Genomic DNA, 25802 nt, shown 5'->3' with positions numbered 1-25802 from the left:
CCCGCAGCACCAAGGCGCTGCGGGCATTCGAAAGCTCCTGTGCGGAACTACTTTCCGGAGACCAGCGACCAGCCGGGCACGGCCTCGGGGCTGCGCGGGGCCGGGCCGGTGTAGATCGCGGCCGGGCGCACGAGCTTGCCGAGCTGCTTCTGCTCCATGATGTGCGCGCACCAGCCGGCGGTGCGGCCACAGGTGAACATGGCGGGCATCATGTGGGCTGGGACCTCGGCGAAGTCCAGGATCACTGCGGCCCAGAATTCGACATTGGTCTCGATGGCACGGTCGGGGCGGCGCTCGCGCAGCTCGGCCAGGGCGGCCTGCTCGAGCGCGGAGGCCACCTCGTAGCGGGGCGCGTCGAGGCGCTTGGCGGTGGCGCGCAGCACGCGGGCGCGCGGATCCTCGGCCCGGTACACCCGGTGGCCGAAGCCCATCAGCTTTTCCTTGCGGTCCAGGATGCCCTTGACCAGGGCGCGCGCATCACCGGACCGCTCGACCGCCTCGATCATCGGCAGCACCCGGGCGGGGGCACCGCCGTGCAGCGGGCCGGACATCGCGCCGATCGCGCCGGACAGCGCCGCTGCCACGTCCGCGCCGGTAGAGGCGATGACGCGGGCGGTGAAGGTGGAGGCGTTCATGCCGTGCTCGGCCGCGGAGACCCAGTAGGCGTCGATGGCCTCGGTGTGCCGCGGGTCCGGATCGCCCTTCCAGCGGGTCATGAACCGCTCGGTGACCGTCGTGCACTCGTCGATCTTCTTCTGCGGCACCGCGGGCTGGTAGATGCCGCGCGCGGACTGCGCAACATACGACAGCGCCATCACCGAGGCGCGCGCCAGATTCTCGCGGGCGGTGGCGTCGTCGATGTCCAGCAGCGGCTGATAGCCCCAGATCGGGGCGAGCATCGCGAGACCGGCCTGCACGTCCACCCGGACATCGCCGGTGTGGATCGGCAGCGGGAACGGCTCGGCCGGAGGCAGCCCGTGCCCGAACTCGCCGTCGACCAGCAGCGCCCACACGTCGCCGAAGGTCACCCGGTTTCCGACCAGCTCCTGGATGTCCACGCCCCGATACCGCAGCGATCCGCCGTTCTTGTCGGGTTCGGCGATATCGGTGGTGAATGCCACCACACCTTCCAGGCCGCTGACGAAATCGGGGGGAACTGCGGGGCCGGCGGATGCCGCGGCGCTGGTAGTCATGCGATGACTCTCCTTGCAAATCGGGCCGCACGATCCGTGGGCGACCACGCTGTTTCACTGCGATCCGCGGGCAACGCGGGGGTCTCCGGCAATGCGCCGCGCGTCGATCGATAAGAACGATAGTCCCTGTTCTACTTCCGAGTAACGTCTGGTCCATGCGCGAGGAACAGAATTTCCCAGGTTCGGTGGCAACCGGAACGCACGCCGATGTGGATGCGGTGATGCGCGCGGAAATGGATATCGCGGCGATGCGCGCCGAATATGGCGGCGACCCCGATCTGGACGAATCCTGGCTGGACGACGGCTGGGAACCTTTGCTGCGCAATTGGATCGAACAGGCCACCCGAGCCCGCCTGGCCGAGCCGAATGCGATGACGCTGGCCACCGTGGAGATGACCGATTCCGGTCCGCGCCCCGCCTCGCGCACGGTCCTGTGCAAGGGCCTCTCGGGCGCGGGTGTGACTTTTTACACGAATTACGATTCCGCGAAGGGCGATCAACTCGCCGCGGTCCCCTACGCGTCGATCACCTTCGCCTGGCCCGCGCTCGGGCGGCAGGTGACACTGCGCGGCCCGGTGCGGCAGGTCGCCCCCGAGGTCACCGCCGTGTACTGGCGTTCGCGCCCGCGCAACTCCCAGCTCGGGGCCTGGGCCTCGCAGCAGTCGCGGCCGGTCGCCTCGCGGGCCGAGCTGGACAAGGCCCTGGCGGACGTGACCGCCCGTTTCGCCGACGTCGAACAGCTTCCGGTGCCCGCGAACTGGGGCGGCTATCAGCTGCGCCCCGACACCGTCGAGTTCTGGCAGGGCCGTCGCAGCCGCCTGCACAACCGCATCCGGGTGACGCTGGACGGGGCGAATCCGGAGGCGGCGGTGGCGGTGGAGCGCCTCCAGCCGTAGCGGGGCTCGCCGCGACGGGTTGAAGTCATGGGATGAATCGCCCAAGATAGGTGATCGTGCCGAAACCGTTAACGCGCCGCCGGTGAAGCTGCTCGCCGACATCACCCCGCTCCGCACCGCGGACTTCCGCCGTCTCTGGACGACCAATGTCGTCACCGTGATCGGCGCGCAGCTGTCCGTCGTGGCGGTGCCGCAGCAGATCTTCCAGATCACCCACAGCTCGGGCTATGTGGGCCTCGCGGGGCTGTTCGGGCTGGTCCCGCTGATCGTGTTCGGCCTGTGGGGCGGGGCGCTGGCCGATGTCATGGACCGCCGCACGCTGCTGCTGATCACCAGCACCGGCACCGGGCTGACCTCGGTGGCCTTCTGGGCCCAGGCCGCGGCCGGAGTGCACAACGTCTGGCTGGTCCTGGGCCTGTTCTCGGTGCAGCAGGCGTTCTTCGCGGTCAATCAGCCCACCCGCAGCGCCATCTACCCGCGCCTGCTGCCCGGGCATCTGCTGCCCGCGGCCAACTCGCTGAACGCGACGGTGATGCAGTTCGGCGCGATCGCCGGGCCCGTGCTGGCCGGTGTGCTGATCCCCGTGACGGGGCTGGCGACGCTCTATCTGATCGACTCGGTGGCGCTGCTGGCGACGCTGTGGGCGGTGTGGCGGCTGCCCGCGGTGCCGCCGACCGGCGAGACCAGGCGGGCCGGATTGCGCGCGGTCGCCGACGGATTCGCGTATCTGGCCACCCAGCGGATCCTGCTGGCCTCGTTCGCGGTCGACATCGTCGCCATGGTGTTCGGCATGCCGCGCGCGCTGTTCCCCGAACTCGCCCACGAGACCTTCGGCGATCCGATCACCGGCGGGCGCGCGCTGGGCCTGCTGTTCGCCTCGCTCTCGGCGGGCGCGGTGGCGGGCGGAATCTGTTCGGGCTGGCTGACGCACGTGCGCCGGCAGGGGCGGGCCGTGGTGATCTGCATCGCGCTGTGGGGTGCGGCGATGGTCGGTTTCGGGGTGGCCGTCGGCGCGACCGGGCATGCGCTGAGCACGAGCACCGGGCTGTGGGTCGCGGTGGGCTGCCTGGCCTTCGGCGGCGCGGTCGACATGTTCTCCGCGGCGCTGCGCACCACCATGCTGCAGCAGGTAGCGACCGACGAGATGCGCGGGCGGCTGCAGGGGGTGTACATCGTGGTGGTCGCGGGCGGGCCGCGCCTGGGTGATGTTGCCCACGGTTTCGCGGCGGCGGCACTGGGCACCGCGGTCGCCGCGGCGGGCGGCGGGGCGCTGGTGGTCGCCGGAATGGTCGTCGCGGCACTGGCTTTCCCGGCCTTCGTACGGTACCGAGTAGGCCGCGCACATGCCGAAATCCCGGTTGCCTGAGCGCCCGAGGGTTCTACCACGCGACCCCGTCCGAGCTCACTTCGAACACAAGTGACCGAGAGGTAGTTAACGCGACCCTCCCGAATGTCTACTTACGGCCAGCGGCTAGCGTTGACGCCGAGCGCATCGGACGCCGACCGTGCCCGGTGCCCACCGGTTCTAGCCTGAGAGGGATCCTTCCGTGCCCGCTGAGAACATCATCAACGTCGACGACGACGCCAAGCCGGTACTTTCCTACCCGGGTGGCGAGTATCCCATGACCATCGCCAAGGCCGCCGAGGGCAACGACGGAATCGATCTCGGAAAGCTGCTGGCCAGCACCGGGTACGTGACCTACGACCCCGGTTTCACCAACACCGCGCCGACCAAGTCGGCCATCACCTACATCGACGGCGAGGCCGGGATCCTGCGCTACCGCGGATACCCGATCGAGCAGCTCGCCGCCCGCTCGAACTTCATCGAGGTCAGCTACCTGCTCATCTACGGTGAGCTGCCGACCACGGCCCAGCTCGAGAACTTCACCGACCGGATCCGCCGGCACACCCTGCTGCACGAGGATCTCAAGCGCTTCTTCGACGGCTTCCCCCGCAACGCGCACCCGATGCCGGTGCTGTCCAGCGCGGTGAACGCGCTGTCGGCCTACTACCAGGACTCGCTGGATCCGCGCGATCCCGAGCAGGTCGAGCTGTCCACCATCCGCCTGCTGGCCAAGCTGCCGACCATCGCGGCCTACGCCTACAAGAAGTCGGTCGGCCAGCCGTTCCTGTACCCGGACAACTCGCTGTCGCTGGTGGAGAACTTCCTGCGGATGACCTTCGGCTTCCCGGCCGAGCCCTACGAGGTCGACCCCGAGGTCGCCGCCGCGCTGGACATGCTGCTGATCCTGCACGCGGACCACGAGCAGAACTGCTCCACCTCCACCGTGCGCCTGGTCGGCTCCTCGGACGCCAACCTGTTCACCTCGGTGTCCGGCGGCATCAACGCGCTGTGGGGCCCGCTGCACGGCGGCGCCAACCAGGCCGTGCTCGAGATGCTCGACGGCATCAAGGATTCCGGCGGTGACGTCAAGGAGTTCGTGCGCAAGGTCAAGAACAAGGAAGACGGCGTGAAGCTGATGGGCTTCGGGCACCGCGTCTACCGCAACTACGACCCCCGCGCGACCATCGTGAAGAAGACCGCCGACCAGATCCTCGGCAAGCTCGGCGTGCAGGACCCGCTGCTGGACATCGCCAAGCAGCTCGAAGAGGTCGCCCTGGCCGACGACTACTTCGTCTCACGCCGCCTGTACCCGAACGTCGACTTCTACACCGGCGTGATCTACCGCGCGATGGGCTTCCCCACCCGCATGTTCACCGTGCTGTTCGCGATGGGCCGGCTCCCCGGCTGGATCGCCCACTGGCGCGAACTGCAGAGCGAGCCCTTGAAGATCGGCCGCCCGCGCCAGATCTACACCGGCTACGGCGAGCGCGATTTCACCGAGATCAACGGTCGCTGAGGCCGAATCCCCCGCGGCTCGCGCCGACTCTCCCCACAGGGGCCCGCTCCCGAATTCGGAAGCGGGCCCCTGTGCCGTCCGGTGGCAAGGGCCTACCGGCCGTCGAGATTTCGCGCCCGCCGGGCGGGAACCGAAACAGCACCGGCTGCGTCTAATCGCCTTGAAGACATTCGACGGTGCACCCGTTCGACGGGGTGGACCATGAAGCATTTCGGGGGATCGGATGCAGGTAGTACCTGGCATTGACCGTCACGCCGACCTCGGGGGGTCGGCACGTCTCGAGTTCACGCGGCGCCTGTCCGCCCTGCATCGCGCGGCGGGCGCACCGTCGTTGCGCAACGTCGCGATGCTGGCGCAGCAGCGCGTCCGGCACGCGAGCGGGGAGCGGCGCCCGGCGCGAGCCTCGGCGCAGCGGATCAGCGATTGGCTGAACGGGCGCAATGTCCCGGCGCGATTCGAGTCGTTGCTCCCGGTGTTGCAGGTCCTGGGGGCGCGGGCCCGGCGGCGGGCCGGAACTCCCAGCGACACAGTGAATTTGCGGGCGTGGCGCTCCCTGTGGGAGGCCGCGCGTGCCGCACCCGCGGAGGCGGCAACGCCCCGGACGAGCTCCCCCTATCCCGCCGGCGGCGCGTACTCGGGGGAGCACGAGGCGGTCTTCTACGGGCGCAGAAGGGCTCTCACCGCCCTGCTTGGCATGGTGCGCATGTCCGCGAGCCCGCAGCGGCCGGCGGACATGATCGTGCTCACCGGCGCTTCGGGGGTCGGGAAGACGGCGCTGCTGCGGGCCGGACTGCTGCCGGCGCTGGGCGCGGAGGGCGGGCAGTGGTCGGTCGCCTACATCACGCCCGGCCGAGATCCGCTGCGCGCGCTGACCCGGGCCTTCGGCGGCGATCTCGAGGCGGCACAACGGCGCTCGGGCAAGCGTCGCCTGCTGCTCATCGTCGATCAGTTCGAGGAGCTCTACGATCCGGACGTCTCCCCCGTTGCCCGCGAGTCGTTTCTGATCCGGCTCAAACGCTTGGCGGGCGCGGGCACGGTGCTCATCTCGGTCCGATCCGACGCGCTGATCGGCTGCACGCGATACTCCTGGCTACTGAATGCGGTGCAGCACAACAGTTTCACGCTGAGTCCCATGCTGCGGCAGGAGATGGCGTCGGTGATCACCGGACCGCTTCGGGCGCAGGGTGTTTCGATCGACCCGGGAGTCACCGAGCTGGTGCTCACCGCGCTGGAGGCCGGGCGGCGGCGGCCCGATCGCCCCGCCGCCGATCCGGGCAACCTGCCCCTGCTGTTCGCCACGATGCAGGAGCTGTGGTCGGCACACACGGCCGACCGGGTGGACCTCGGGACGTACCGCCGGATCGGCGGGGTCGCGGAGGTCACCTGCGCACTGGCGGAGCAGGTGTGGGCGTCGCTGTCCCCATCCGAACGGGTCGACGCGCGACAGCTTCTACTGACCCTGATCACCGTGCACCGCGACGGCGTGCTGCCCCGCCGCGCCCCCATCACCGAGCTGCGGCGCATCGCCGACCGCAGCGCGTCCGGTCATGCGCTCCTGGAGCGCCTGGTCCAGGCCCGGCTCATCTCCTTGGAATCCCGGCACGCCAGCCTGATTCACGACGCGCTGCTGCGCTGGGACCGGCTGCGCGGCTGGATCGCGGACAATCGCCCGATGTTGCTCTGGCGGCAGCGAATCGAGGAGGATGCGGCAGAATGGGATTCCGCGGGACGCGATCTCGGGCTGCTCTATCGCAGCATCCGCCTGACCACGGCGATCAACCATGCCGATCCCACCCTCAGCCCCACGGCGACGAATTTTCTGCGCGCGTCGGCACGGCTGGAGCTCGGCACCGCGGAAGATCCACCGGCGCTCGACTTCGAGAACGTCGGCTGAGCGCCGTGGTGATGTCCAGGCCCCGCGACGTTCCGAAACGACACTCCAGCCCACGCGCCGCGCGGGTCGCAGAGGCGTAAACCGCGCCGTTGCGGGCAGACTGGGACGGTGGCTGAAAATCCGGACGAGTCAGGCGAAGCGCAGGCGCCGGAAAGCGAGCAGACACCGGCGACCGCACTCGGCGGCCGCCACATGCCCCCCTGGCTGCCCCGGGCGATGGTCCTGGCGTTCGCGCTGCTGGGCGCCTATCAGATCATCGACTGGGCCGGACACAAACTGCTCGGCCTGTTCACCATCTTGATGGTCGCCTTCTTCGTCTCCCTGGCCACCGAGCCCGCGGTGAACGTGCTGGCCGCGCACGGGGTGCATCGTGGCCTGGCCACCGCGGCGGTGTTCGTGCTGCTGTTCGCCGGTGTCGGCGGATTTCTCGCGGCGCTGGTCACGCTGCTGGTCGAGACGGTGACAAATCTGCTGCACGAGCTGCCCGGGCTGATCAACCAACTCGTCGAGTGGATCAATCACCGGTTCCATCAACACTTCACGGTCACCCAGCTGCGCGATCGGCTGCTGCACGATTCCAACGTCCTGAGCAACTACGCCCAGACCGCGGCCAACAACGCCTGGGGTCTGTCCAGCACCGTGCTGGGCGGACTGGCCCAGGTGATCACCGCCGGGCTGTTCAGCGTGTATCTGACCGCCGACGGACCCAAACTGCGTCGCACGGTCTGCTCGATGCTGCCGCCCGCCCGCCAGCACGAGGTGCTCCGGGCCTGGGACCTGGCCATCGCCAAGACCGGCGGCTACCTGTACTCGCGTGCGCTGCTGGCGGTGATCTCGGCCCTGGCGCACGGGGTGTTCCTGGCGATCCTCGGGCTGCCCAACGCGCTCGCGCTGGGCGTGTGGTTCGGCGTGGTCGCCTCGTTCGTCCCGACGATCGGCACCTACATCGCGGGCAGCCTGCCGGTGCTGGTGGCGCTCACCATCCACCCGATCGATGCGGTGTGGATCATCGTGTTCTCGATCGTCTACCAGTGGTTCCAGGACTACCTGCTGCAGCCGCGCATCACCGCGCGCACCGTCGATGTGAACGCCGCGGTCGCGCTGCTGGCGGTGCTGGCCGGTGGGGCGCTGCTGGGTGCGGTCGGTGCGCTGCTGGCGATTCCCGCGACCGCGACCGTGCAGGGTTTCCTGAGCGAGTACGTCAAGCGGTACGAGGTGGCCGAGGATCCGCGGATCGATCGGACGAATTCCCGCTACCGGCTGTGGCGGCGACGCAAGCGCTAGCTGCAAGGTCTTGTTAAGCGCGCGCCGAGCGCGGGGCGGCATCGTAGGTGGTGTGAGGCCGGGTGAGGCTCACGATCGCGGAGCCCGGCCGACCTGTCTCGGAGGGGATGACAGGTCGGCCGGTCCACGGGACAGGTACGGAATCGACGTCCGGGGCACGCCGATAACGGGGGTGCGGAGTTGTGCCGATGCGTGCAATGGTGCACGTATGACATCGACGTCGGGCATGACTCTGCGATCCGGTACCGCGGCCGATGCGGACGAGGTACGACTGCTGACCGGCATCTGTTTCGGGGCGTTCAGCGATCCCGACGAGATCGACCGGGAATTCGAACTGTTCCCGCTCGAGGATTGGATCCTGGTACACGATGACGAGCGGCTCGTCGGCGCGGCCGCCGCACGCCGCCAGCTGCTGACGGTACCGGGCGGGCGCGCGGTCGAGGTGGCCGCGCTGGCGAATGTCGTTGTGGCGCCAACTCATCGGCGCCGGGGCATCCTGCGCACCATGTACGTCGAACAGCATCGGCGCACCGAGGCGGACGGGCTGCCGCTGACGATCTTCACTGCCAGTCAGGGCGGAATCTACGGGCGCTTCGGATACGGACCGGCCGTCGTCGCGCAGCACATCCGCTTCGATCGGCGGTTCGCGCAATTCCACCCCGAGGCCCCCGATCCGGGCGGCGTCACCATCGCACCGATTTCCGTTGCGCGGCAGGTGGTTCCGGCGCTGTACGACCGCTGGCGGCGGCTGGTCCCGGGCGCCCAGGCGCGGCCCGAACCCTCGTGGAACTGGCGATTCGAGGACCTGCCCCGGCTGCACGGGGGCGGCAGCGCGCTGGCGGCGTTCGTCCACGACGACGGGTATGCGCTGTACCGCTACCACCGGCGCGAATCCGGCAACTCGATCGAGGTGGTGGAGCTGCGCGCGGTGACCGCCGAGGCGCACGCGGCGTTGTGGCGGGCGCTGGCCGCGCTGGAGCTGAACGAACGGATCGAGGCGGTCGTCGCGCCCGACGATCCACTCCCCCATTTGTTCACCGACGCCCGGCTGGTCCGGACCACCGGGCGCTTCGACGGGCTCTGGCTGCGCCCGATGGACGTTCCCGCGGCACTGACCGCGCGCACGTACCGGGACGAGCTGGATGTCGTTGTCGCGGTGCGTGATCCGTTCCGTGATGCGGGCGGAGCCTTCGCGCTGCGGATACGCGACGGCATCGCCGAATGCGCACCGACGTCCCGTCCCGCCGATATCGACCTCGGGCTCGACGTGCTCGGCGCGCTCTACCTCGGCGCCCACCGCGCCCGGGTCCTCGCCGCGGCGGGCCGCATCCAGGCGAAGGACGCCGCCCACCTGCGCGCCCTGGACGCCGCCTTCGAGACCGAGCGCGACCCCGTGCTCGGCTGGTTCTTCTGAGGGCGGTCCCAGTACCTCGGGGTTTGCCCTGATGTGCCGGGAGCGGCCGGGTGGCAAACTGGAAGCGTGACTGAGATCCGGTTCGTTCTCAACGTGGTGTGGCTGGTGCTGGCCGGCTTCTGGATGGCCCTGGGCTATCTGCTTGCCGGAATCATCTGCTGCGTGCTTATCGTGACGATCCCGTTCGGCATCGCCTCGTTCCGGATAGCGGCCTATGTGCTGTGGCCGTTCGGGCGCGAGGTCGTGGTCCGGCCCGGGGCGGGAGCGCCGTCGGCGATCGGCAACGTCATCTGGTTCATCGTGGCCGGGTGGTGGCTGGCGCTGGGCCACCTGCTCACCAGTATTCCGCTCTTCGTGTCCATAGTCGGAATCCCGTTCGGGTGGGCAAATCTCAAACTGGTACCCGTGTCACTGATGCCCTTGGGGCGGGAGATCGTAGACACCGACAGGTACTTCGGGCGGTATTGAGCGAGAGCCCCTTTCGGGGCTCCGCATTCCCCCGCGCATTATTCGGATTCGTCGACAATCTGTTTCATAATCGCGACCGCCTCGCGCAGCACGCCGAGCTGATCGCCGGTCAGGCCGGACAGCTGCTCGGTCATCCACGCCTCGCGGGCGCTGGCCTCGTCTTCCATCAGCGCCTGGCCGGATTCGGACAGCGAGACGATGACCTGGCGGCCGTCGGTGGGGTGCGGATCGCGTTTGACCAGCCGCAGGTCGGACAGCGAGGAGATCACGCGCGTCATCGAGGGCGGCTGCACCCGCTCCTTTGCCGCCAGCGCGCCCGGCGTCATCGAGCCGTCACGGCTGAGGGTCGCTAATGCCGACAGCTGCGTCAGCGAAATCTGGGCATCGCTGCGACGCCCACGCAGATGACGCGTCAGCCGAACCACCGCCAGGGACAGGTCAGCGGCGAGGGCTCGTATGTCGGAAGCCGTTGTCACAGAGCCAAACGATACGGGACCCGCTCGGCGCGGGATGTTCGTTCGCGGCGGTATCGTTGGCAGCGTGCCGCCGACCGTCCCCGAGATTCCGCCCCGTCTGACCGATCCGCGCCCCGTGCTGGCAGTCGGCAGCGCGCTGTGGGCGATCGCGACTATCGCGGTCTGGGTGAATCGCGACTGGGCCGACGCCCGGCCGATCTGCCTTATGGGGCTGGCCGTCGGATTGCTCGGCTACACCATCTTCGTGATTCAACGCCGCGGCGCGCGGCGCGGGCACAAGGGCGCTCAGAAAGGGCTGTAGCCGAGAGCTACCGCCGGGGCTGAGCAGGGCCGAAGACGCGGTACTGGTCGGTCGCCCGTGCGGACTTTAACGGGGCCGCGAATTGACTGTTCGGCCTATTACCGCTTAACTGCGTGGGTGTCCTCCCGATTGAGCGTCGAAGAACGCCGAGCCCACCTCATCGAGGCAGCTATCGGTCTGGCCGAAAAGAAGGGCGTGGCCGGGGTAACCACGCGCGATGTTGCGCAAGCAGCCGGTGTTTCGCTCGGTGTGGTGCATTACTGTTTCGAAAACAAGGATGCGCTGATGACCGAACTAGTCAAGGCGTTATCGATGGAATTACGCGATTCTGTCGAGACCAACGAAACGGTCTGGCAGGACGTCGGAAGTGGAAAAGAATCACTTCAAAAACTGGTGCGCGCCAGTCTGGAACTGCTGTGGCTCAACATCGAGGCCACTCCGGAACGGCAGTTGCTCACCTACGAAACGACAACCTATGCGCTGCGAGAAAGCGAACAAACCCCGGCGAAACTCGCCATTGCGCGCGAACAGTACACATTCAACGACTCGACCGTCGCCGACGTCCTCGAGCACGGCCGTGATGCCACCGGCACCCAGTGGGCCGTACCGGTCGCGACGCTGAGCCGATTCACCCTGTCGGTCATCGACGGCATCGTGCTGCGCTGGCTGGTCGACAACGACAGCGAGGCCGTGCGGGCGCAGCTGGACGTGCTCGCCGCGATGATTACGACGTACGCGAAATAGGTTGCGCCTGAACGTGAGTGGTGGCACCGTCGCGCCACCACGGCACCTCCACGGTGGCCTCGTAAGCACCGCGCAGGTGCACCTGTAGCCGCTCGTGCAGCACCAGCTCGCCGTCGAATGCGGGCAGCCCGAACTGCAGGCGCAGCAGGACCCCGAGGGGCTCGGCCGACCAGGTGCTCGCGCGGCCCGCACCGATCACCTCGGCGGTGACGGCCTCGGAGACCAGCGGCAGATCCAGCAGGGTGCCCAGGGCGCGCGCCGTGGCCGGATCGCCGACGACCAGGCGGGCCGGCGGAACGGCCAGGCCGTAGCAGGGTTCGTCCAGGATCAGGGCGTCGGCGGGCTCGATCACGGCCCCCGACAGCGCTCGCACCCGCTCGGGCAGGACCAGTTCGTCCAGGTCGAGGCGGTCCAGCGCCGCCGCGAGCCGGCGATGGGCCTGCGCGATCGTGTCCGGCGACGGCGTCCGCGCCGGATCGCCCAGCGCGGCCAGCAGGGCCTCGGCCAGGTCGAGCGTGATCGTCTCCGGATCGGCCAGCACGGCGCGCAGGGCGTCCAGGTCCGCCGCGGGGATGCCGTCCGGTTCGGGGAGCAGACCGGCGAACGCCGGATCGCCGGGCGCGCGGAACAGGCCGAGCGGGGTGCCGCCCAGGCGCGCGTGCCGCCGCAGCCACCAGGCGGTGTACCCGTCGCGGTCGGCGAGCTGACGGCGAATCCTGGGCTCGGACAACAGCAGTCGCAACGCCCGCGGCCAGGCGTCGTCGTCGACCAGGTCCAGATCGCGCACGGCGATCAGTTCCGGCGGATCCTCCGCCAGGGTGTCCCACCAGGCTTCCTCGTCGTCGAGGTCGTGGTCGGGCCCGGTCGGATCGCTTTCCGCGACAACGGAAAAGCCCCAGCCCACACCCACCGCGCGCACCGCACCCTCGCCGTAGCGATCCACGACCGCGGCAGCGAGGGTGCCGAACGGAGACTCGGGCACCAGCACCTCGGCCAGCGGGGCGCCGGGCAGCAGCAGCTCGTCCGCGGGGGCCGGTTCGCCTGTCTCATCGGACAATTCGAGCGACCCGAGCCAGGTTGGCAACACGGCGGATTCGGGCAGCTTGCCGGCCAGACGCAGCACGGCGTCGACGGTGTCCGGATCGGCCGGATCGTCCTCCAGCATCGCCTCCAGCGCCGGATCGCTCAGCAGATCCTCGACCGTGGCCTGGCGTGCCCCCAGCCGCGTCAGCAGCGAATGCGCGGCCTCGGGGTGCACCAGGCGGGCCCAGTGCACCGGAAGCGCCTCGCCCGTCTCCCATTCCGCCAGCTCCAGCTCGTCGCCGAGCACCACCGTCCGGGGTCCGGTCACGAGGCGACCATCGGCCAGCGGCACCGCCAGCGCACCCAGCTCCTCCGCGGCCAGCGGGTCTACGACGAACGGTTCGAGCGCGTCGTACAGCGAATACCACCACTGCAGCGGCCGTTCCAGGCTCGAGGACAGCTCGGCGATCCGCGCCAGGCCGATGCGATGCACATCCAGCACCGCGAGCGGATCAGGAACCGCGCGACCCGACAGCTCCGGAATCACCAGGGGGCCGATCAGATCCGCGAGCAACTCGGCCAACTCCGCTGTCACACCGGGGAATACGCTCGCCTGCCGGGGAGAGGCGATATCCCGCACAACAGTCGGGAATGCCACTTCGACGGACGACGACACGGCCGCATCCTCGACGCCTTCGACGCCCAGCGGACCGCGGGAGCCATTGCTCCCATGGGCCCGCGCATCGAGCGGATCGGCGACGGAATCCCCCCAGGGCCCCAGTATGTCGTCCGAGTCCCGCACCGCATCGGAGTGATCCGCTTCATTACCGGGCGATTCCGACGAACCGCCGACTCGGCCCGATTGTGCACCGGGAAGACTCGATTGTGCACCGGGAAGATCCGATGCGGCCGGCGCCGAATAGGCTGCGGCATCGGGGCGAACAGCTGGGCTGTCAGCTCGCACCGCTTCAGCCGGACTGGCGTGCCTATCCGATTGCGCACCAAGCGAATCCGAGGACGAGTCGGCGTCGAATCCTGCCGATGGTATGGCGCCCGCGTTGACGGCTCCACCCGTAGCCGCCGGACCGACAACACGATCCGATGGCGCGCCGAGCAGGTCCGGGACGGTGTCGGCCGGGTATGCCAGGGCATCGCGGGCGGATTCGGCATCACGTGCGACAGCAGCGGTACCGGGCGCGGGTACACCGGCACGGTCCACGACGACGACCGGAAGCCAGGATTCGGTGCGGAGTTCGGCTATCAGGGCCTCACGAAGGAGGGTGTCGGTCTCGCTGCGAGCGAAGCCGGGCGGGGGTACCAGGACCAAGCGGTCGCGGGGCGGGAGGGCACGGGCGAAATCGGCGTAACCTGCTGCCAATTCGGCCACGCGGGAGCCGGGCAGCATGCGACGGCGGTCGGGCTGCATCGGGATGTCGGCAATGAGCAGCGCGGGGAGGGAGAGTTCCTCGTCGGAGCGGGTCGGGGCGCGCAGGACGTCGTGCCCGGCGGGCACCGGACGGCCGTCGGAGACGGGCAGGAGCCAGCGGGCGCGGGAAGCGGTGAACTGCCACCAGATGCGGTCGCCGATTCCGGTACCGCACAGGCGCAGTTCCTCCAGGCCGTTGCCCAGATCCCTGCTCTCGCTCCAGGTTTCCATCTCGTCGACGCGAATCGACCGCAGCGCGGGAAGCTCCAGCAGCAGATCGGTGGCCTCGGCGCGCAGCGCGGCCGCCAGCGCCGTGGCGTCCACATCCGCACGCAGGCGCACCACGATCTCACTGTCGAAACCGGCGACCGGAGCCGTATCGATCGCCCAGACCAGCCGCAGCGCGGGCGCGGTGAAGCCCGGCTCGTCCGGGACGGCGATATCGTTGCGCCGCAATTCCTCCCAGGTCTGCGACCGGGAGAATCGCACCGAGCCCGCGGCGGAACGGAATTCGATCTCGTCGCCGACCGCGAGCACCGCGGTGAATCCGACGCCGAACTGACCGACCGCGGCATCGGCGCCGGACTTCGCCGAGGCCCGCAGCGCCGTCAGCGCGTGCACACCCGAAACATCCAGCGGCACACCGGTGTTGGCCACATGCAGGTCCGGTCCGTCGAACCACACCGCGAGCCGTCCCGGCACCGATGCCTTGGCCGCAGCATCGGCCGCGTTCTGCGCCAGCTCGGTCAGCAGCCGGTCGCGATACCCGGCGCGCACCAGATCGGCCTCGGTGGCGCCGTCCTCCCGCAACCGCGTCGGCGAGCCGCGCCACGCATCGAGCACACCCGCCCGCAGCGCCGCCGTGCCGAACGGATCCCCTATCGTTCCGCCGTCGTTCAGCTCTGCTCCGATGTCCCGGATGCCCCCTCGGGCATCTGCTGCTCCTGCCGCACCTGCACCGCGGACACCGACCAGGCGTCCCGATACCGATCCGCGCCAACCTGTTCCGCCGCCGAATCGCCCGGCGCCGCAGCCTCGGCCGAGCCGGGCTCGGTGGGGGCGGCCGGATCGACTGCCGTCCCGGAGGGTTCGTGACCCGATGCCGCGCCGACCGCGCTCGACGACTCCGCGGCCGGGCTGGACGACTCGCCGACCGCGCTCGACGACTCGGCGGCCGTAGCATCGCTCCCCGCGGCGATCTCGGAATCCGCTCCGCCCGGTGCCGCGATGTCGTGGGCCGCGGCCGTGCCGGACGCTTCGCTCGTTGTCGCCGACGGGGCCGGATCTTCCTCGGTCACCACGGATTCCGCAGCCGCCGACTCGACCGCGCCCCCGGCGGACTCGGCCGGGTCGATCACCGTCTCGGCGAATGCGGCGGAAAATTCGGAGCTCTGCCGGCCGACCTCGGCCGCCTGCCGCAGGGATGCCGCGGCCGACTCGACCGACCGAATCGCCCGCTCCGCGGCTTCCTCCTGCGTGGACGCCTCGGCCGACGCACCGCCGGTAGTCGCAGCAGCTGTTTCGGCCCCCACACGCCGGGCAGCGTCCTGCGCACCGACGCCGGTCTCGTCCGAACCGATCTGAGGCTCCGCCGCAACCGATCCCGTTTCGGCAACCCTGGCATCGGCAGCGCCGGTCGATGCCTCGGTGACCGCCTCCGCAGCACCGGTCGCACCAACGGCACCGGACTCCGGCTCAGCCACAACCGGTTCCGTCACGGCATGCCCGGCGGCGGTCCCGGCAACGATTGCGCCCGCAGCGGCCTCGGTATCGGCCATGCCGGACTCCTGCCCAGCCAGAACCGATTCCGGCTCGGCGGTCACGTGCCCGGCAGCAGCTTCGACGCCCGAATACGCGTCGGCGTCGGACTGCGAGGCGGCATCTCCGGATTGGGGCTCGACGACAACCGATTCCGGCGCCTCCGGGCTGGAGTCCGCTACCACCGTGTCGGCACCCGCGACAACCTCGGCACCCGCGACAACCTCGGCACCCATGGCGACCGATTCGGCGGGCTCAGCCTCCGCTCGGGGCGCGCGCAGTTCCTCGGCAGCGATCATTTCAACCGCGGCGTCGTCGTACGCCTCGTACAGCGGCGAGCCGCCGCCGGTCGGGAGTTCGGTGTCCGAGTGCGCGCCGCAACCGTATTCGGCATGCACGACATGGCCGTCCGCGCCCATCGCGTTGGCGCAGACGCCGTAGGCCGCGCGCAGCGATCCGGCCAGTGGGACGTAGAAGCCGCACAGGCGACAGGTCGAGGGGGCGGCGCGGGCCATGTCGGTGTCGGGGCCGTATTCGGTGAACCAGCGCTCGGCGGCCTCCTCGCGGCCCTCGCGGCTGAGCACCTGCGGGCGGCCCTGGCCGAGTTCCTCGCAGATGTCGTCGACGGCCGGATCTCCGGTGACCTGGTATCCGGGCGCCAGGCGCGGATCGTTCGGCGGGGGCGCCAGCAGATCGCCGGGCGCCAGATCGCCGGGCCGCACCCGCTGATCCCACGGCACGAACTCGGGCGCGACCAGGGCGTCGGGCCCCGGCAGCAGCGCCGACTCGCTGACAGTCGCCCGGTCGGCCTCCGGCGGCGCGGCCACCACGACCGCCCACTGCCAGCCGCGATACCCGGCCAGGGTCGCGGCGAAATGATGGGTAGCCGCACATTCGTCCTCGGCGGTCACCCCCAGATGCTCGCCGACACCGTCCGGCTGCAGCTCCAGGAGCGCACGACGGGCCAAGTCGACCGCCTCCGCCAGGATCGGTCGCACGCCGGGCTCCGAAACAGAAACTGCGCTCACGTCCTACATTTTGCCCCATGAAGCGCAACCCCCGTGCGTTGGCCGCGATAGGGCTGATCCTGCTGGCAACGGTGCTGCCCGCGACCACCGGCTGCGACAGCTCCGAGGACCCCGACAACACGCCGCGACTGCGGGTTCAGGTCCTGTCGACTCGGCCGCACGACACCACAGCCTTCACCGAGGGGCTGGAAATCGACGGGAACGTCCTGTACGAGGCCACCGGCCTCGACGGCCACTCCGGCGTGCGCGCGACCGATTCGACCACCGGCGCCGAGCTGGCCCGCATCGACCTGCCCTCCCAGTACTTCGGCGAGGGCATCACCCTGGCCGGCAACACCCTGTGGGAGCTCACCTGGAAGAGCGGCGTGGCCTTCGCCCGCGACCCGAACACCCTCGCCGAACGCGGGACCGCGCGCTACGAGGGTGAGGGCTGGGGCCTGTGCACGCGCCGGGGGAAGCTCGTCATGAGCAACGGCACCGACGCCCTGGCCTTCCGCGATCCGGTCAGCTTCGCCCCCACCGGATCGGTGCGCCTGACCAGCCACCACAGCGCCAGGCTGAACGAGCTCGAATGCGCACCCGACGGCTCGGTCTACGCCAACGTGTGGCCGACCGATCACATCCTGCACATCGACCCGGACTCCGGGCGCGTCCTGGGCGACATCGACGGCTCCGGGCTGCTCACCCCCACCCAGCAGGCGAACGCGGACGTCCTCAACGGCATCACCGACCTGCCCGGCACCGATCACTTCCTGATCACCGGCAAATACTGGCCGGTCATGTTCGAGGTGCGATTCGTCCCGCGGTGATCCCCTGATCACGCTGGCAGCAGAATCACACCCGGCCCTGGCCCCGCGTTCGCCCGTGGTGCGCGAGAATCGATGGTGTGCCTGCCTCCCGTGACCCCTCCGGCGCCGATCCAGGCCGCTGGGACGGCGAGGAATCCCCGCTCACCCCGCGGCACCCGGGCTATGACCGGTATCCCCCGCCGCCGCATACTCCGGCGCGCGATCTCCCCGGCTCCGACCGCGACGACGACGGCCACGAGCGCGAGCGGCTCCCCCCGCTCCCGCGGCGGGGCGCCGAACCCGACGTCCCCGAATTCGTGACCCGGCGGCTGGCCGCGGGCCGGAACCGGAGCAACCAGCCCCCGCCCACCCGGCCGCTGCGCGAAACTCCCCAGCCGCCACCCGATCCGGCCGACGACACCACCGACTCCGGTGCCCACCAGCGGGTTCCACGCAAGCTGACGGTCGCCCGGGTGGTGGCGATGCGCAGCGTCGAGCTCACCGAACGGGGTTTCCGGACGTTCCAGCGGGCGGCCAAGGCCGACGGCGCCGACGAATCCGGGCTCACCGCACTGGTTTACGCGACGATGGCCAATTTCGCCCTCGACGCGGCCATCGCCGTGGCGCTGGCCAACACCCTGTTCTTCTCCGCGGCGACCGCGGAATCCAAGGGCAAGGTCGCGCTGTACCTGCTGATCACGATCGCCCCCTTCGCCGTGATCGCCCCGCTCATCGGCCCGCTGCTGGATCGACTGCAGCGCGGCCGCCGCCTCGCGCTGGCGGGCTCGTTCGCCGCCCGCGTGGTGATCGCGATCCTGCTGATCTTCAACTTCCACGGCTGGGCGCTGTATCCGCTGGCGCTGCTGATGATGATCCTGAGCAAGTCGTTCGCGGTGCTCAAGAGCGCGGTCACGCCGCGCGTGCTGCCGCCGGGGATAGATCTGGTGCGCACCAATTCCCGGCTCACGGTCTTCGGCCTGGTCGGCGGCACGCTCGGCGCGGGCGGCGTCGCGGGCGCGATCGCCGCGGCCGCCGGATCACCCGGTGCGCTGGTCTTCGCGGCCGTGATCGCCTGCGCCGGAACCTATCTGAGCCTGCATATCCCGTCGTGGGTCGAGCTCACCGAGGGCGAGGTACCCGCCACCCTCGGATATCACGGCGAGCACGGCCATACCGAGGTGCTGCGCGACGGCGAGGACACCACGGTCGTTCCGAGCAAGCGCCGCCAGCCCCTCGGCAGGTCGGTGGTGACCGGACTCTGGGGCAACAGCGCGATCCGGGTGCTGACCGGGTTCCTGACGTTCTATGTCGCATTCGTGGCGAAGTCGACCGAGCACCGGCCGGTGCAGCAGGCCGCGATGCTGGGCATGGTCGGCGCGGCGGCGGCCATCGGCAACTTCCTCGGCAATGCGACCGGCGCGCGCATGAAACTCGGCAGGCCCTCGCTGATCGTGCTGGAGTGCACGGCGGCGTGCACGGCCGTGGCCGTCTTCGCCGCGCTGCTGGACGGGCTGCTGGGCGCGGCCGTGGCCACCCTGGTCGCCGCGTGCGCCAGTGCGCTGGCGAAGGTGTCGCTGGACGCCTCGATCCAGGACGATCTGCCGCCGGAGTCCATCGCGTCGGGCTTCGGGCGTTCGGAAACGGTGCTGCAGCTGTCCTGGGTGATCGGCGGCGCGGGCGGGGTACTGCTGCCGACGACGTGGTGGATCGGCTTCACCGTGGTGGCCGGGGTGCTGGCGGTCGGATTGGTGCAAACCTTCGTGAGCTACCGTGGTCATTCGCTGCTGCCCGGACTGGGCGGCAACCGACCCCAGCACGCCGGACAGGAGATCCCGACGGATCTCGCGGCCGACAGCGGCATCCCGCCCGGCACCGCTCCCCGACCAGCGACAGGACACCCGTGACCGAGCGAAGCGAGGGAACCGATAAACACAGCACCGGTGGTCGCAGCGGAGCCGAGCGCCAGCGAGGCGCAGCTGTGACCAAGCCCAACACTCGCACGATCGTCGCGCTGGCCGTGGCGGCGGTGCTCGTGGTGATCGTCGCAGTTGCCGCCGTCGTCACCGTGGCCGTGCGGAATGCGAAGACGCCGGATCCGGCGCTCACCGCCTATGCGCACGGCAAGACGGTGACCGTCGCCCCGTACCGCTACTGCACCGTGGCCGGGGTCGCCCAGAGCGGGCAGCTGAGCCTGCAGTGCCGCGAGAACGACGTCACCGTGCCGCTGGATGTGCCGGGTGGGTACCCGCTGCAGCTGTCGCTGCCGCCCAAGATCGCCAACGCGCCGTGGATCATGTTGGCCGAGTACCTCCTTCCCGATCACCGCACCGTTGTCCGTGCGACCAGGACCTACCGGGACTACCCGGCCGGCACCCTCGCGGTGACCGTCCCGTCGCGTCCCGACCTGCGCCTGATCGGCGTCGAAATGCAGCTGGTCGTCCCGGCGCGGGACGAGACCGGCCGCGAGTTCTTCGAGCCGTATCAGGCCTGGTCGATCAAGACCGCCTGAGCCGCACCGGGATCCGGTCCCGGCCCGCCGATGCGGCTGCGCCACACCGGTTTACAGGGCACCCGCGGGGACCTTGTCCAGGAACCCCAGCACCTGCGTGATCCGGCCGTCCTCGCCGATCTGCGCGACATCGAATCCGATGACCAGCGGCTCGGCGCCCTCGGGGCCGAGATGCCAAGTGAATCGGGCGATGTCGTGGTGGGCGTCGACCGGCCCGCCGGAGCTGAACACCAGTCCGGCGAACTGTCCCTGCACCGCGGCGATGGTGGCCTCGAGGCCGTCGTGTCCGCGCACGGCCACCAGCGGATCGGTGTAGGAGGCGCCCTCGGCGAAGACCTCGGCGACCAGGGCGGCGCGGGCCGCGGGATCGGTCTCGTTCCAGGCGGCCAGGTAGCGCTCGACCAGCTCGTTGATGTCGCTCATGATGTTCTCCTTCGTGGTAGTTCGTTCTTGCTGACCACAAAGTTATTCAGCGGGCGACGGTGCCGAATCTGTCGTCGTTAGGTAATGACGACCGGTCGTGACGCCGGCGCCGATCCGGCCCGTGACACGCGACAGCCCCCGGCGCACACACGGCGTCGGGGGCTGCGGCACAACACAAGTCAGGCGAGCACGCTCAGTGGTCCAGCTCGCGGGCCACGCCGCGCACGACCTCGGCGATCCGCTGGGCCATCTTGCGGTCCGGGTACTTACCCTTGCGCAGGTCCGGCTGCACCTTCGCCTCGAGCAGGGTGATCATGTCCTCGATCATCCCGTGCAGATCGTCGGGCTCCTTGCGGGGATGCTGCGCCGGAAGCTCCTTGTGCCCCTGCCGCTCTCCGCGCACCGACGGTGGCGGCTCGAGCAGCTTGAGGCTCAGGGCCTGCGGACCGCGGCGGCCGGCCGCCATTCCGAATTCGACCCGTTGCCCGGGCTTCAATCCCTCGACACCCTTGGGCAACGCAGACGACCGAACATAGACGTCCTCCCCCTCATCCTGGGAAAGGAATCCAAAGCCCTTCTCGACGTCGTACCACTTCACCTTGCCGGTCGGCACTGCGCTCACCCGTTCATCTTCGATGCCCGGACGGCCCGGGCACAGCCATGGGCAACCGGATGTGGTCCGGCGCCTTTCTGTTTGCGAAAAGAACGCGCCCCACACAGGCATGCAGGACGCGATTGCTATGGAGTCTACCCCGGTGGCGATTGCCCAAGCACATCAGTTTTACGGTGCAGCAATGCCGGATTCCTCCTCAGACCGCTCGCCGCGCCGCGCCTCGGATCGGCTGCTGCCCTTCGCTCTGGGCCTTTTCGCGATCGGCCTGCTGGCGATCGTCGCCATCTTCGTGACCCCTCTCGTCTCGGACGCGAAACCGGGGCTATGGCTGTATCTCGTCGCGATGGGCGCAACACCCCTGGGGTTGTTGCTCGCGATCGTCTTCGCGCTGTGGTCCGGCCGCCGGGCGCGGTGAGCAACCTCCTTGTTTGCCCTGTTGAGTTTCCTATTACACATGTGATCTTCGTCACATAACAGAAGGGTCACAGGGTGGTCACGGACCGTGCTCGGACGGAATACAGTGCATCCACCAGCACAGACGCCATACCGGAAGGCGTTGCGCCGGACCGCGACCCGGTCGTACACGCCGGTTACCAAATGGTGATTTTTCGCGGCGATCGTCGTACGGTCTAACGCAGTCGGGATCACTCCCGACACCACCCGGCCCGCCGCACCGAACCTCGCCCCGCGGGTACCGGACCCCAACGGAATCAGGGGCGAGGGCGGGGAACCCACGTTCCCACCACGCAGGGAAGCGGGATCGGACGGCAACGACCGATCCCTTGGGGTGAAGCCCCGGCGCACCACCCGGTGCACCAGGGCCGGACGGCCTCTCAGTCCGAACCCGACAGCTCACCTCGCAGGCGCGTACGAGAGGGAGACACCAGATATGAGTGGACGCCATCGCAAGCCGACCAGTACCGGTCGCACCGTCGCCAAGGTCGCTGTCACCAGCGCGATCATGGGCGGTGCCGGTGTGGCTCTCGCCGGTCATGCAGCCGCGGCTCCAGACTCCGACTGGGACAGGCTCGCTCAGTGTGAGTCCGGTGGCAACTGGGGCACCAACACCGGCAACGGATTCCATGGCGGGCTGCAGTTCTCGCAGGGCACGTGGCGGTCCTACGGCGGCGGTGCGTATGCCGCTGCCCCCGAGCACGCCAGCCGCGAGCAGCAGATCTCGGTGGCCGAGAAGGTTCTCGCCGCGCAGGGCTGGGGCGCATGGCCCTCCTGCTCCTCGCATCTGGGCCTGCACAGCGGCTCGACCCCGCGTGTGGAGCCCGCGACGTACACCCCCTCCACCACCAACGACACCGCCCCCGCGCAGACGGCCAGCCAGCACTGGACCCAGCCGCAGTCCGAGGCGGCCCCCCAGGTTCAGGCCCCGGTTCAGCACCCCGCGCCGGCCAACCCCAACCAGCAGGTCTTCCAGACCGTCGACAAGGGCATCACCCTGGCGCAGCAGCACGGCATCCAGATGCCGCAGCCCGCGCTCGACGCGTACAACGCGGCCAAGGCCAGCGGCGTGAAGCTCGATCCCAACGTGATCAACTTCTTCGAGGCCAACAAGAACGTTCTGCCCAACTGAATTTCCTTCGGGCATAAAAAAGGCCCCCCATCCTCTCGGATGTGGGGCCTTTCTTCTATATATCGGTCAGCGGTTGATCACCGTGTGCGGGTGCACATACGGAACCTCGTCCGCCGGCAACGGGAATTCGGTGTCCTCGCCGAACGGCGAGAGCCCACCGGAACGGGCCGACGACAGCTCTGTGACCGCGTGGTCGCCATTGGCGAGCGACGGCCAGCCGTTGTCGACGTAGGGTTTCTTCGATTTGTTCACCACGGCATCATTCTGGCACGCCCGTGAATATCAGGCACGCCCCTGTCCCCGATGTGGCGGCCGGCCCACCGCTGTTCCCGATGTGGCGCCGACGACCGATCCCCGCAGCGGCCCCGGACACATCGCCGTAGGCTGGATGGGATGACCACGACCGACCAAGCGCCCCGGGCCGGGGGCGATCGCCCCACGGGAAAACGCACCGCTACCCGCGGCTCGGCCGATGGCAAGGACCTGGCCGACTGGCTGGACGGCCGCGGCGACGACGACCTGGTGACCCTCCTGGAGCTGCGTCCCGATCTCGCTGTCCCCCTGCCCGCCTCGATGACGGTCCTGGCGGCGCGCGCCGAGCAGCGCGCCTCGGTACTGCGGGCCTGCGAGGAACTGGACACGCTCGAATTCGCGATCATCGAGACCCTGAGCGTGCAGGGCGCCGGATTTCCCGGCCGCACCGCGGCCCCGCTGCCCCGCAAGCGCCTGCACGCCCTGCTCTCCGACCGGGTGCCCGCCAAGACCGTCGACGCGGCCCTGGCCCGGCTCACGGCGCGCGCGCTGGTCTGGGGCGAGAAGGAGATGTCGCTGGCCGCGGCCGCCAAGGATGCGCTGCCGTGGCCGCTGGGCAGCACCACCGAACTTCCGGACGCGCTGACCGAGCCGGAAATCGTGGTGGCGCTGACCGAGATCGGCCCGGCCGAACGGGCCCTGTTGGACAAGCTCGCCACCACCGGCCCGCGCGGACGCACCCGCGACGCCGCCCAGGGCACCCCGCCGGAGCGGCCCATCCAGCGGCTGCTGGCCCACCGCCTGCTGAACTGGGTGGACGAGGAGACCGTCGAACTGCCGTCCGCGGTCGGGCAGGTGCTGCGCCGCGAACCGGTGGCCGATCCGCACGCGCTCGTGCCGCCCCGGCCGGAGCCGATCAAATACACCGCAGCCGATGTCAATGCCGCGGCCGCGGGCGAGGTGGGCGAGCTGCTGCGGCACTGCGGCGACATTCTCGAGGTGCTCGGGCAGGCGCCCGCCCCCGCGCTGCGCTCGGGCGGGCTGGGTGTGCGGGAGCTGCGTCGCGTCGCCAAGCAGACCGGCATCGACGAGACCCGGGTGGGCCTGCTCGCCGAGGTGCTCGCGGCGGCGCGGCTGCTGGACAAGGGAATTCCGGAGCCCCCGCCCGAGGACGACTCCCTCGAGGATTGCTGGGCCCCGACGACGGCCGCGGACGGCTGGCGGGACAATCCGCCCGCACGGCGCTGGGCGGTACTCGCGCACGCCTGGCTGGAGCTGGACCGCTTCCCGTGGATGATCGGCCTACGCGACGCCAACGACAAACCGCTCGCCGCGCTCTCGCTCGAACTGCGCAACATGCACGCGGTCCGGGACCGGTCGGCCATGCTCGCGCTGCTGGCCGAATCGCCCGCCGGCTGCGCGGTGACCCCGGGCGATCTGGCGCGCGTCCTGAGCTGGCGGCAGCCGCGCTGGCGCAGGCACTTTCGCACCGAGGCGATCGAGCGCACCCTCGCCGAGGCGGCCGTGCTGGGCCTGGTGGGCCGCGGCGCGATGACCTCCGCGGGGCGGGCGCTGCTGCACGGCGTGCACGAGGGATCCACACCCGACGCGGGCCTGCGCAATGCCGAGGCCGAGATGGAATCCGCGCTGCCCGAGCCGGTCGACCACGTACTGGTACAGGCCGATCTGACGGTGATCGCGCCGGGCCCGCTGGTGCCGGATCTACAGGGGCGGATCGCGCTGGTCGCCGATATCGAATCCGCGGGCGCGGCAACGGTGTACCGGATCGGCGAGGCCTCGGTGCGGCGCGCGCTGGACGCCGGAATGACAGCGGCGGAACTGCATCAGCTGTTCACCGCGCACTCGCGGACGCCGGTACCGCAGTCGCTGACCTATCTGATCGATGATGTGGCCCGCCGGCACGGACGGCTGCGGGCCGGGGTGGCGCAATCGTTCGTCCGCAGTGAGGATCCCGCGCTGCTGGCCGAGGTGCTGGCCGCGCCGGTGGCGGAGCGGCTGGCGCTGCGCGCGGTCGCGCCGACCGTGGCGATCTCCCAGGCCCCGCTGGGCGAGGTGCTCGATCAGCTGCGCGCGGCGGGATTCAGTCCGGCGGGCGAGGATTCGTCGGGCGCGATCGTCGACCTGCGCCCGCACGGCGCGCGCATTCCGGCCCGCCCGAGCGGCCGCAATGCCTGGAAACCCAACCCGCCCAGTACCGAACAGCTCCGGCTGCTGGTCTCCGAGCTGCGGGCCGGGGAGAAGGCCGCGCGGGCTCGCTCGGGGCAGGCGGTGCGCGCCGACGGCAGCCGGACCAGCACCGCGGCCACGATGGCGCTGCTACAGCTGGCCGCGCGGGTGCGCAGGCCGGTCCACATCGGCTATGTCGACGCGCAGGGCGTCGCCACCCAGCGCATCGTCGAACCGCTGCAGGTCTCGGGCGGACAGCTGGACGCGCTGGATCCGGTGACGGGCGCGGTACGGCATTTCACGCTGCACCGGATCGCATCGGTCGCGCTGGTGGACGAACAGCCGGGGGACTGACCCCGAGGCCCAACCGACCGCGGTTACGCGGGCGGCGCGAATCGTCGTGCGGCGGACCGGTATCGGCAGGCCGGACCACCAATCAGGGGCGGGTCGAGCGGTGTGGCCAAAGGAACTCCGGGTTCCGCCGGCCGGTTGCGCCGACCGATGCGGTGATGAGGTCCGGTCCGATCCGCCGTATACGGCGTCACCGGACCGAAAGGTCAGTAGTCGTAAGGGTTTTGATGGGTGAGGCCCTGGATACCCAGCATCAGGTAACCGAGGGAACGGCCCAGCGAGTCGGTCAACAGCATGAGCCCCAAGATATTCATTTGTCCGTGCCTTC

At 69.9% G+C, this 25802-nt stretch carries 22 protein-coding genes and 1 riboswitch; of the genes, 15 read left to right on the top strand and 7 right to left on the bottom strand.

Going from position 1 to position 25802, the window contains the following annotated elements:
• Window positions 1–47: 47 nt before the first annotated feature.
• On the bottom strand, window positions 48–1193 hold the full coding sequence (locus KO481_RS07045; protein WP_215916180.1) for a citrate synthase 2: 1146 nt from the start codon (window positions 1191–1193) through the stop codon (window positions 48–50).
• 221 nt (window positions 1194–1414) lie between these two features.
• Here KO481_RS07045 and pdxH point away from each other — a divergent pair, with 221 nt between their 5' ends.
• The 7 genes from pdxH (at window position 1415) to KO481_RS07010 (ending at window position 10010) form a co-directional block, all read left to right on the top strand.
• Window positions 1415–2089 carry a pyridoxamine 5'-phosphate oxidase gene (gene pdxH / locus KO481_RS07040; RefSeq protein WP_281066040.1) on the top strand — a complete coding sequence of 225 codons (675 nt, stop codon included), beginning with the start codon at window positions 1415–1417 and terminating at the stop codon, window positions 2087–2089.
• 82 nt (window positions 2090–2171) lie between these two features.
• Window positions 2172–3455, top strand: a complete 1284-nt coding sequence (locus tag KO481_RS07035; RefSeq protein WP_215916179.1) for an MFS transporter — start codon at window positions 2172–2174, stop codon at window positions 3453–3455.
• A gap of 181 nt (window positions 3456–3636) precedes the next feature.
• A complete protein-coding gene (locus KO481_RS07030) occupies window positions 3637–4950 on the top strand; it encodes a citrate synthase (RefSeq protein WP_215916178.1) in 1314 nt (437 codons plus the stop codon).
• A gap of 223 nt (window positions 4951–5173) precedes the next feature.
• Window positions 5174–6844, top strand: a complete 1671-nt coding sequence (locus tag KO481_RS07025) for an ATP-binding protein (protein ID WP_215916177.1) — start codon at window positions 5174–5176, stop codon at window positions 6842–6844.
• Window positions 6845–6952: 108 nt separating this feature from the next.
• A complete protein-coding gene (locus KO481_RS07020) occupies window positions 6953–8128 on the top strand; it encodes an AI-2E family transporter (RefSeq protein ID WP_308166384.1) in 1176 nt (391 codons plus the stop codon).
• 208 nt (window positions 8129–8336) lie between these two features.
• On the top strand, window positions 8337–9542 hold the full coding sequence (locus KO481_RS07015) for a GNAT family N-acetyltransferase (RefSeq protein ID WP_215916176.1): 1206 nt from the start codon (window positions 8337–8339) through the stop codon (window positions 9540–9542).
• Between the two features lie 66 nt (window positions 9543–9608).
• Window positions 9609–10010 carry a YccF domain-containing protein gene (locus tag KO481_RS07010; protein WP_215916175.1) on the top strand — a complete coding sequence of 134 codons (402 nt, stop codon included), beginning with the start codon at window positions 9609–9611 and terminating at the stop codon, window positions 10008–10010.
• A 38-nt stretch (window positions 10011–10048) separates the two neighbouring features.
• Here KO481_RS07010 and KO481_RS07005 read toward each other — a convergent pair whose 3' ends face one another.
• On the bottom strand, window positions 10049–10486 hold the full coding sequence (locus tag KO481_RS07005; protein ID WP_215916174.1) for a MarR family winged helix-turn-helix transcriptional regulator: 438 nt from the start codon (window positions 10484–10486) through the stop codon (window positions 10049–10051).
• Between the two features lie 64 nt (window positions 10487–10550).
• On the opposite strand from KO481_RS07005, the gene KO481_RS07000 reads away from it, so the two are divergent.
• A complete protein-coding gene (locus KO481_RS07000; protein ID WP_308166382.1) occupies window positions 10551–10787 on the top strand; it encodes a DUF2530 domain-containing protein in 237 nt (78 codons plus the stop codon).
• Between the two features lie 129 nt (window positions 10788–10916).
• Window positions 10917–11531 (top strand): TetR/AcrR family transcriptional regulator, encoded by a 615-nt coding sequence (locus tag KO481_RS06995; protein ID WP_245400533.1) that lies wholly within the window; start codon window positions 10917–10919, stop codon window positions 11529–11531.
• Here KO481_RS06995 and KO481_RS42800 read toward each other — a convergent pair.
• Both KO481_RS42800 and KO481_RS44685 read right to left on the bottom strand, forming a co-directional pair.
• Window positions 11512–14823 (bottom strand): sacsin N-terminal ATP-binding-like domain-containing protein, encoded by a 3312-nt coding sequence (locus KO481_RS42800; protein ID WP_308166380.1) that lies wholly within the window; start codon window positions 14821–14823, stop codon window positions 11512–11514. The two genes, KO481_RS06995 and KO481_RS42800, sit on opposite strands and share 20 nt — an antisense overlap.
• A 53-nt stretch (window positions 14824–14876) precedes the next feature.
• Window positions 14877–16766, bottom strand: coding sequence for a DUF3027 domain-containing protein (locus KO481_RS44685; protein WP_372451933.1), 1890 nt, complete (start codon window positions 16764–16766; stop codon window positions 14877–14879).
• A gap of 17 nt (window positions 16767–16783) precedes the next feature.
• On the opposite strand from KO481_RS44685, the gene KO481_RS06980 reads away from it, so the two are divergent.
• From KO481_RS06980 to KO481_RS06970, 3 genes are all read left to right on the top strand, one after another.
• Window positions 16784–17575 (top strand): glutaminyl-peptide cyclotransferase, encoded by a 792-nt coding sequence (locus KO481_RS06980; protein WP_215916172.1) that lies wholly within the window; start codon window positions 16784–16786, stop codon window positions 17573–17575.
• Between the two features lie 77 nt (window positions 17576–17652).
• Complete coding sequence (locus tag KO481_RS06975) at window positions 17653–19458, top strand: MFS transporter (protein WP_215916171.1); 1806 nt, start codon at window positions 17653–17655, stop codon at window positions 19456–19458.
• Between the two features lie 74 nt (window positions 19459–19532).
• A complete protein-coding gene (locus KO481_RS06970) occupies window positions 19533–20063 on the top strand; it encodes a DUF2771 domain-containing protein (RefSeq protein WP_215916170.1) in 531 nt (176 codons plus the stop codon).
• A gap of 51 nt (window positions 20064–20114) precedes the next feature.
• On the opposite strand, the gene KO481_RS06965 is transcribed toward KO481_RS06970, so the two are convergent.
• Window positions 20115–20486: a nuclear transport factor 2 family protein gene (locus KO481_RS06965; RefSeq protein ID WP_215916169.1), complete on the bottom strand. Its 372-nt coding sequence runs from the start codon at window positions 20484–20486 to the stop codon at window positions 20115–20117.
• A gap of 193 nt (window positions 20487–20679) precedes the next feature.
• Window positions 20680–21099: a cold-shock protein gene (locus KO481_RS06960; protein ID WP_215916652.1), complete on the bottom strand. Its 420-nt coding sequence runs from the start codon at window positions 21097–21099 to the stop codon at window positions 20680–20682.
• Between the two features lie 181 nt (window positions 21100–21280).
• Here KO481_RS06960 and KO481_RS06955 point away from each other — a divergent pair, with 181 nt between their 5' ends.
• Complete coding sequence (locus KO481_RS06955) at window positions 21281–21514, top strand: hypothetical protein (protein ID WP_215916168.1); 234 nt, start codon at window positions 21281–21283, stop codon at window positions 21512–21514.
• 278 nt (window positions 21515–21792) lie between these two features.
• A riboswitch (cyclic di-AMP (ydaO/yuaA leader) is annotated at window positions 21793–21980 on the top strand.
• Window positions 21981–21988: 8 nt separating this feature from the next.
• Window positions 21989–22684, top strand: a complete 696-nt coding sequence (locus KO481_RS06950; RefSeq protein WP_215916167.1) for a transglycosylase family protein — start codon at window positions 21989–21991, stop codon at window positions 22682–22684.
• A 66-nt stretch (window positions 22685–22750) separates the two neighbouring features.
• On the opposite strand, the gene KO481_RS06945 is transcribed toward KO481_RS06950, so the two are convergent.
• Window positions 22751–22939 carry a hypothetical protein gene (locus KO481_RS06945; protein WP_215916166.1) on the bottom strand — a complete coding sequence of 63 codons (189 nt, stop codon included), beginning with the start codon at window positions 22937–22939 and terminating at the stop codon, window positions 22751–22753.
• 138 nt (window positions 22940–23077) lie between these two features.
• Between KO481_RS06945 and KO481_RS06940 the strand changes: the two genes are divergently transcribed.
• The gene (locus KO481_RS06940; protein ID WP_215916165.1) at window positions 23078–25477 is read left to right on the top strand and encodes a helicase-associated domain-containing protein; all 2400 of its coding nucleotides are present in this window, start codon (window positions 23078–23080) and stop codon (window positions 25475–25477) included.
• Window positions 25478–25802: the final 325 nt, after the last annotated feature.

Source organism: Nocardia albiluteola, assembly GCF_018860155.1.
GTDB classification, from domain to species: domain Bacteria; phylum Actinomycetota; class Actinomycetes; order Mycobacteriales; family Mycobacteriaceae; genus Nocardia; species Nocardia albiluteola.
Note: the sequence above shows the minus strand (reverse complement) of the source record. Positions and strands in the feature narration are given on the sequence as shown.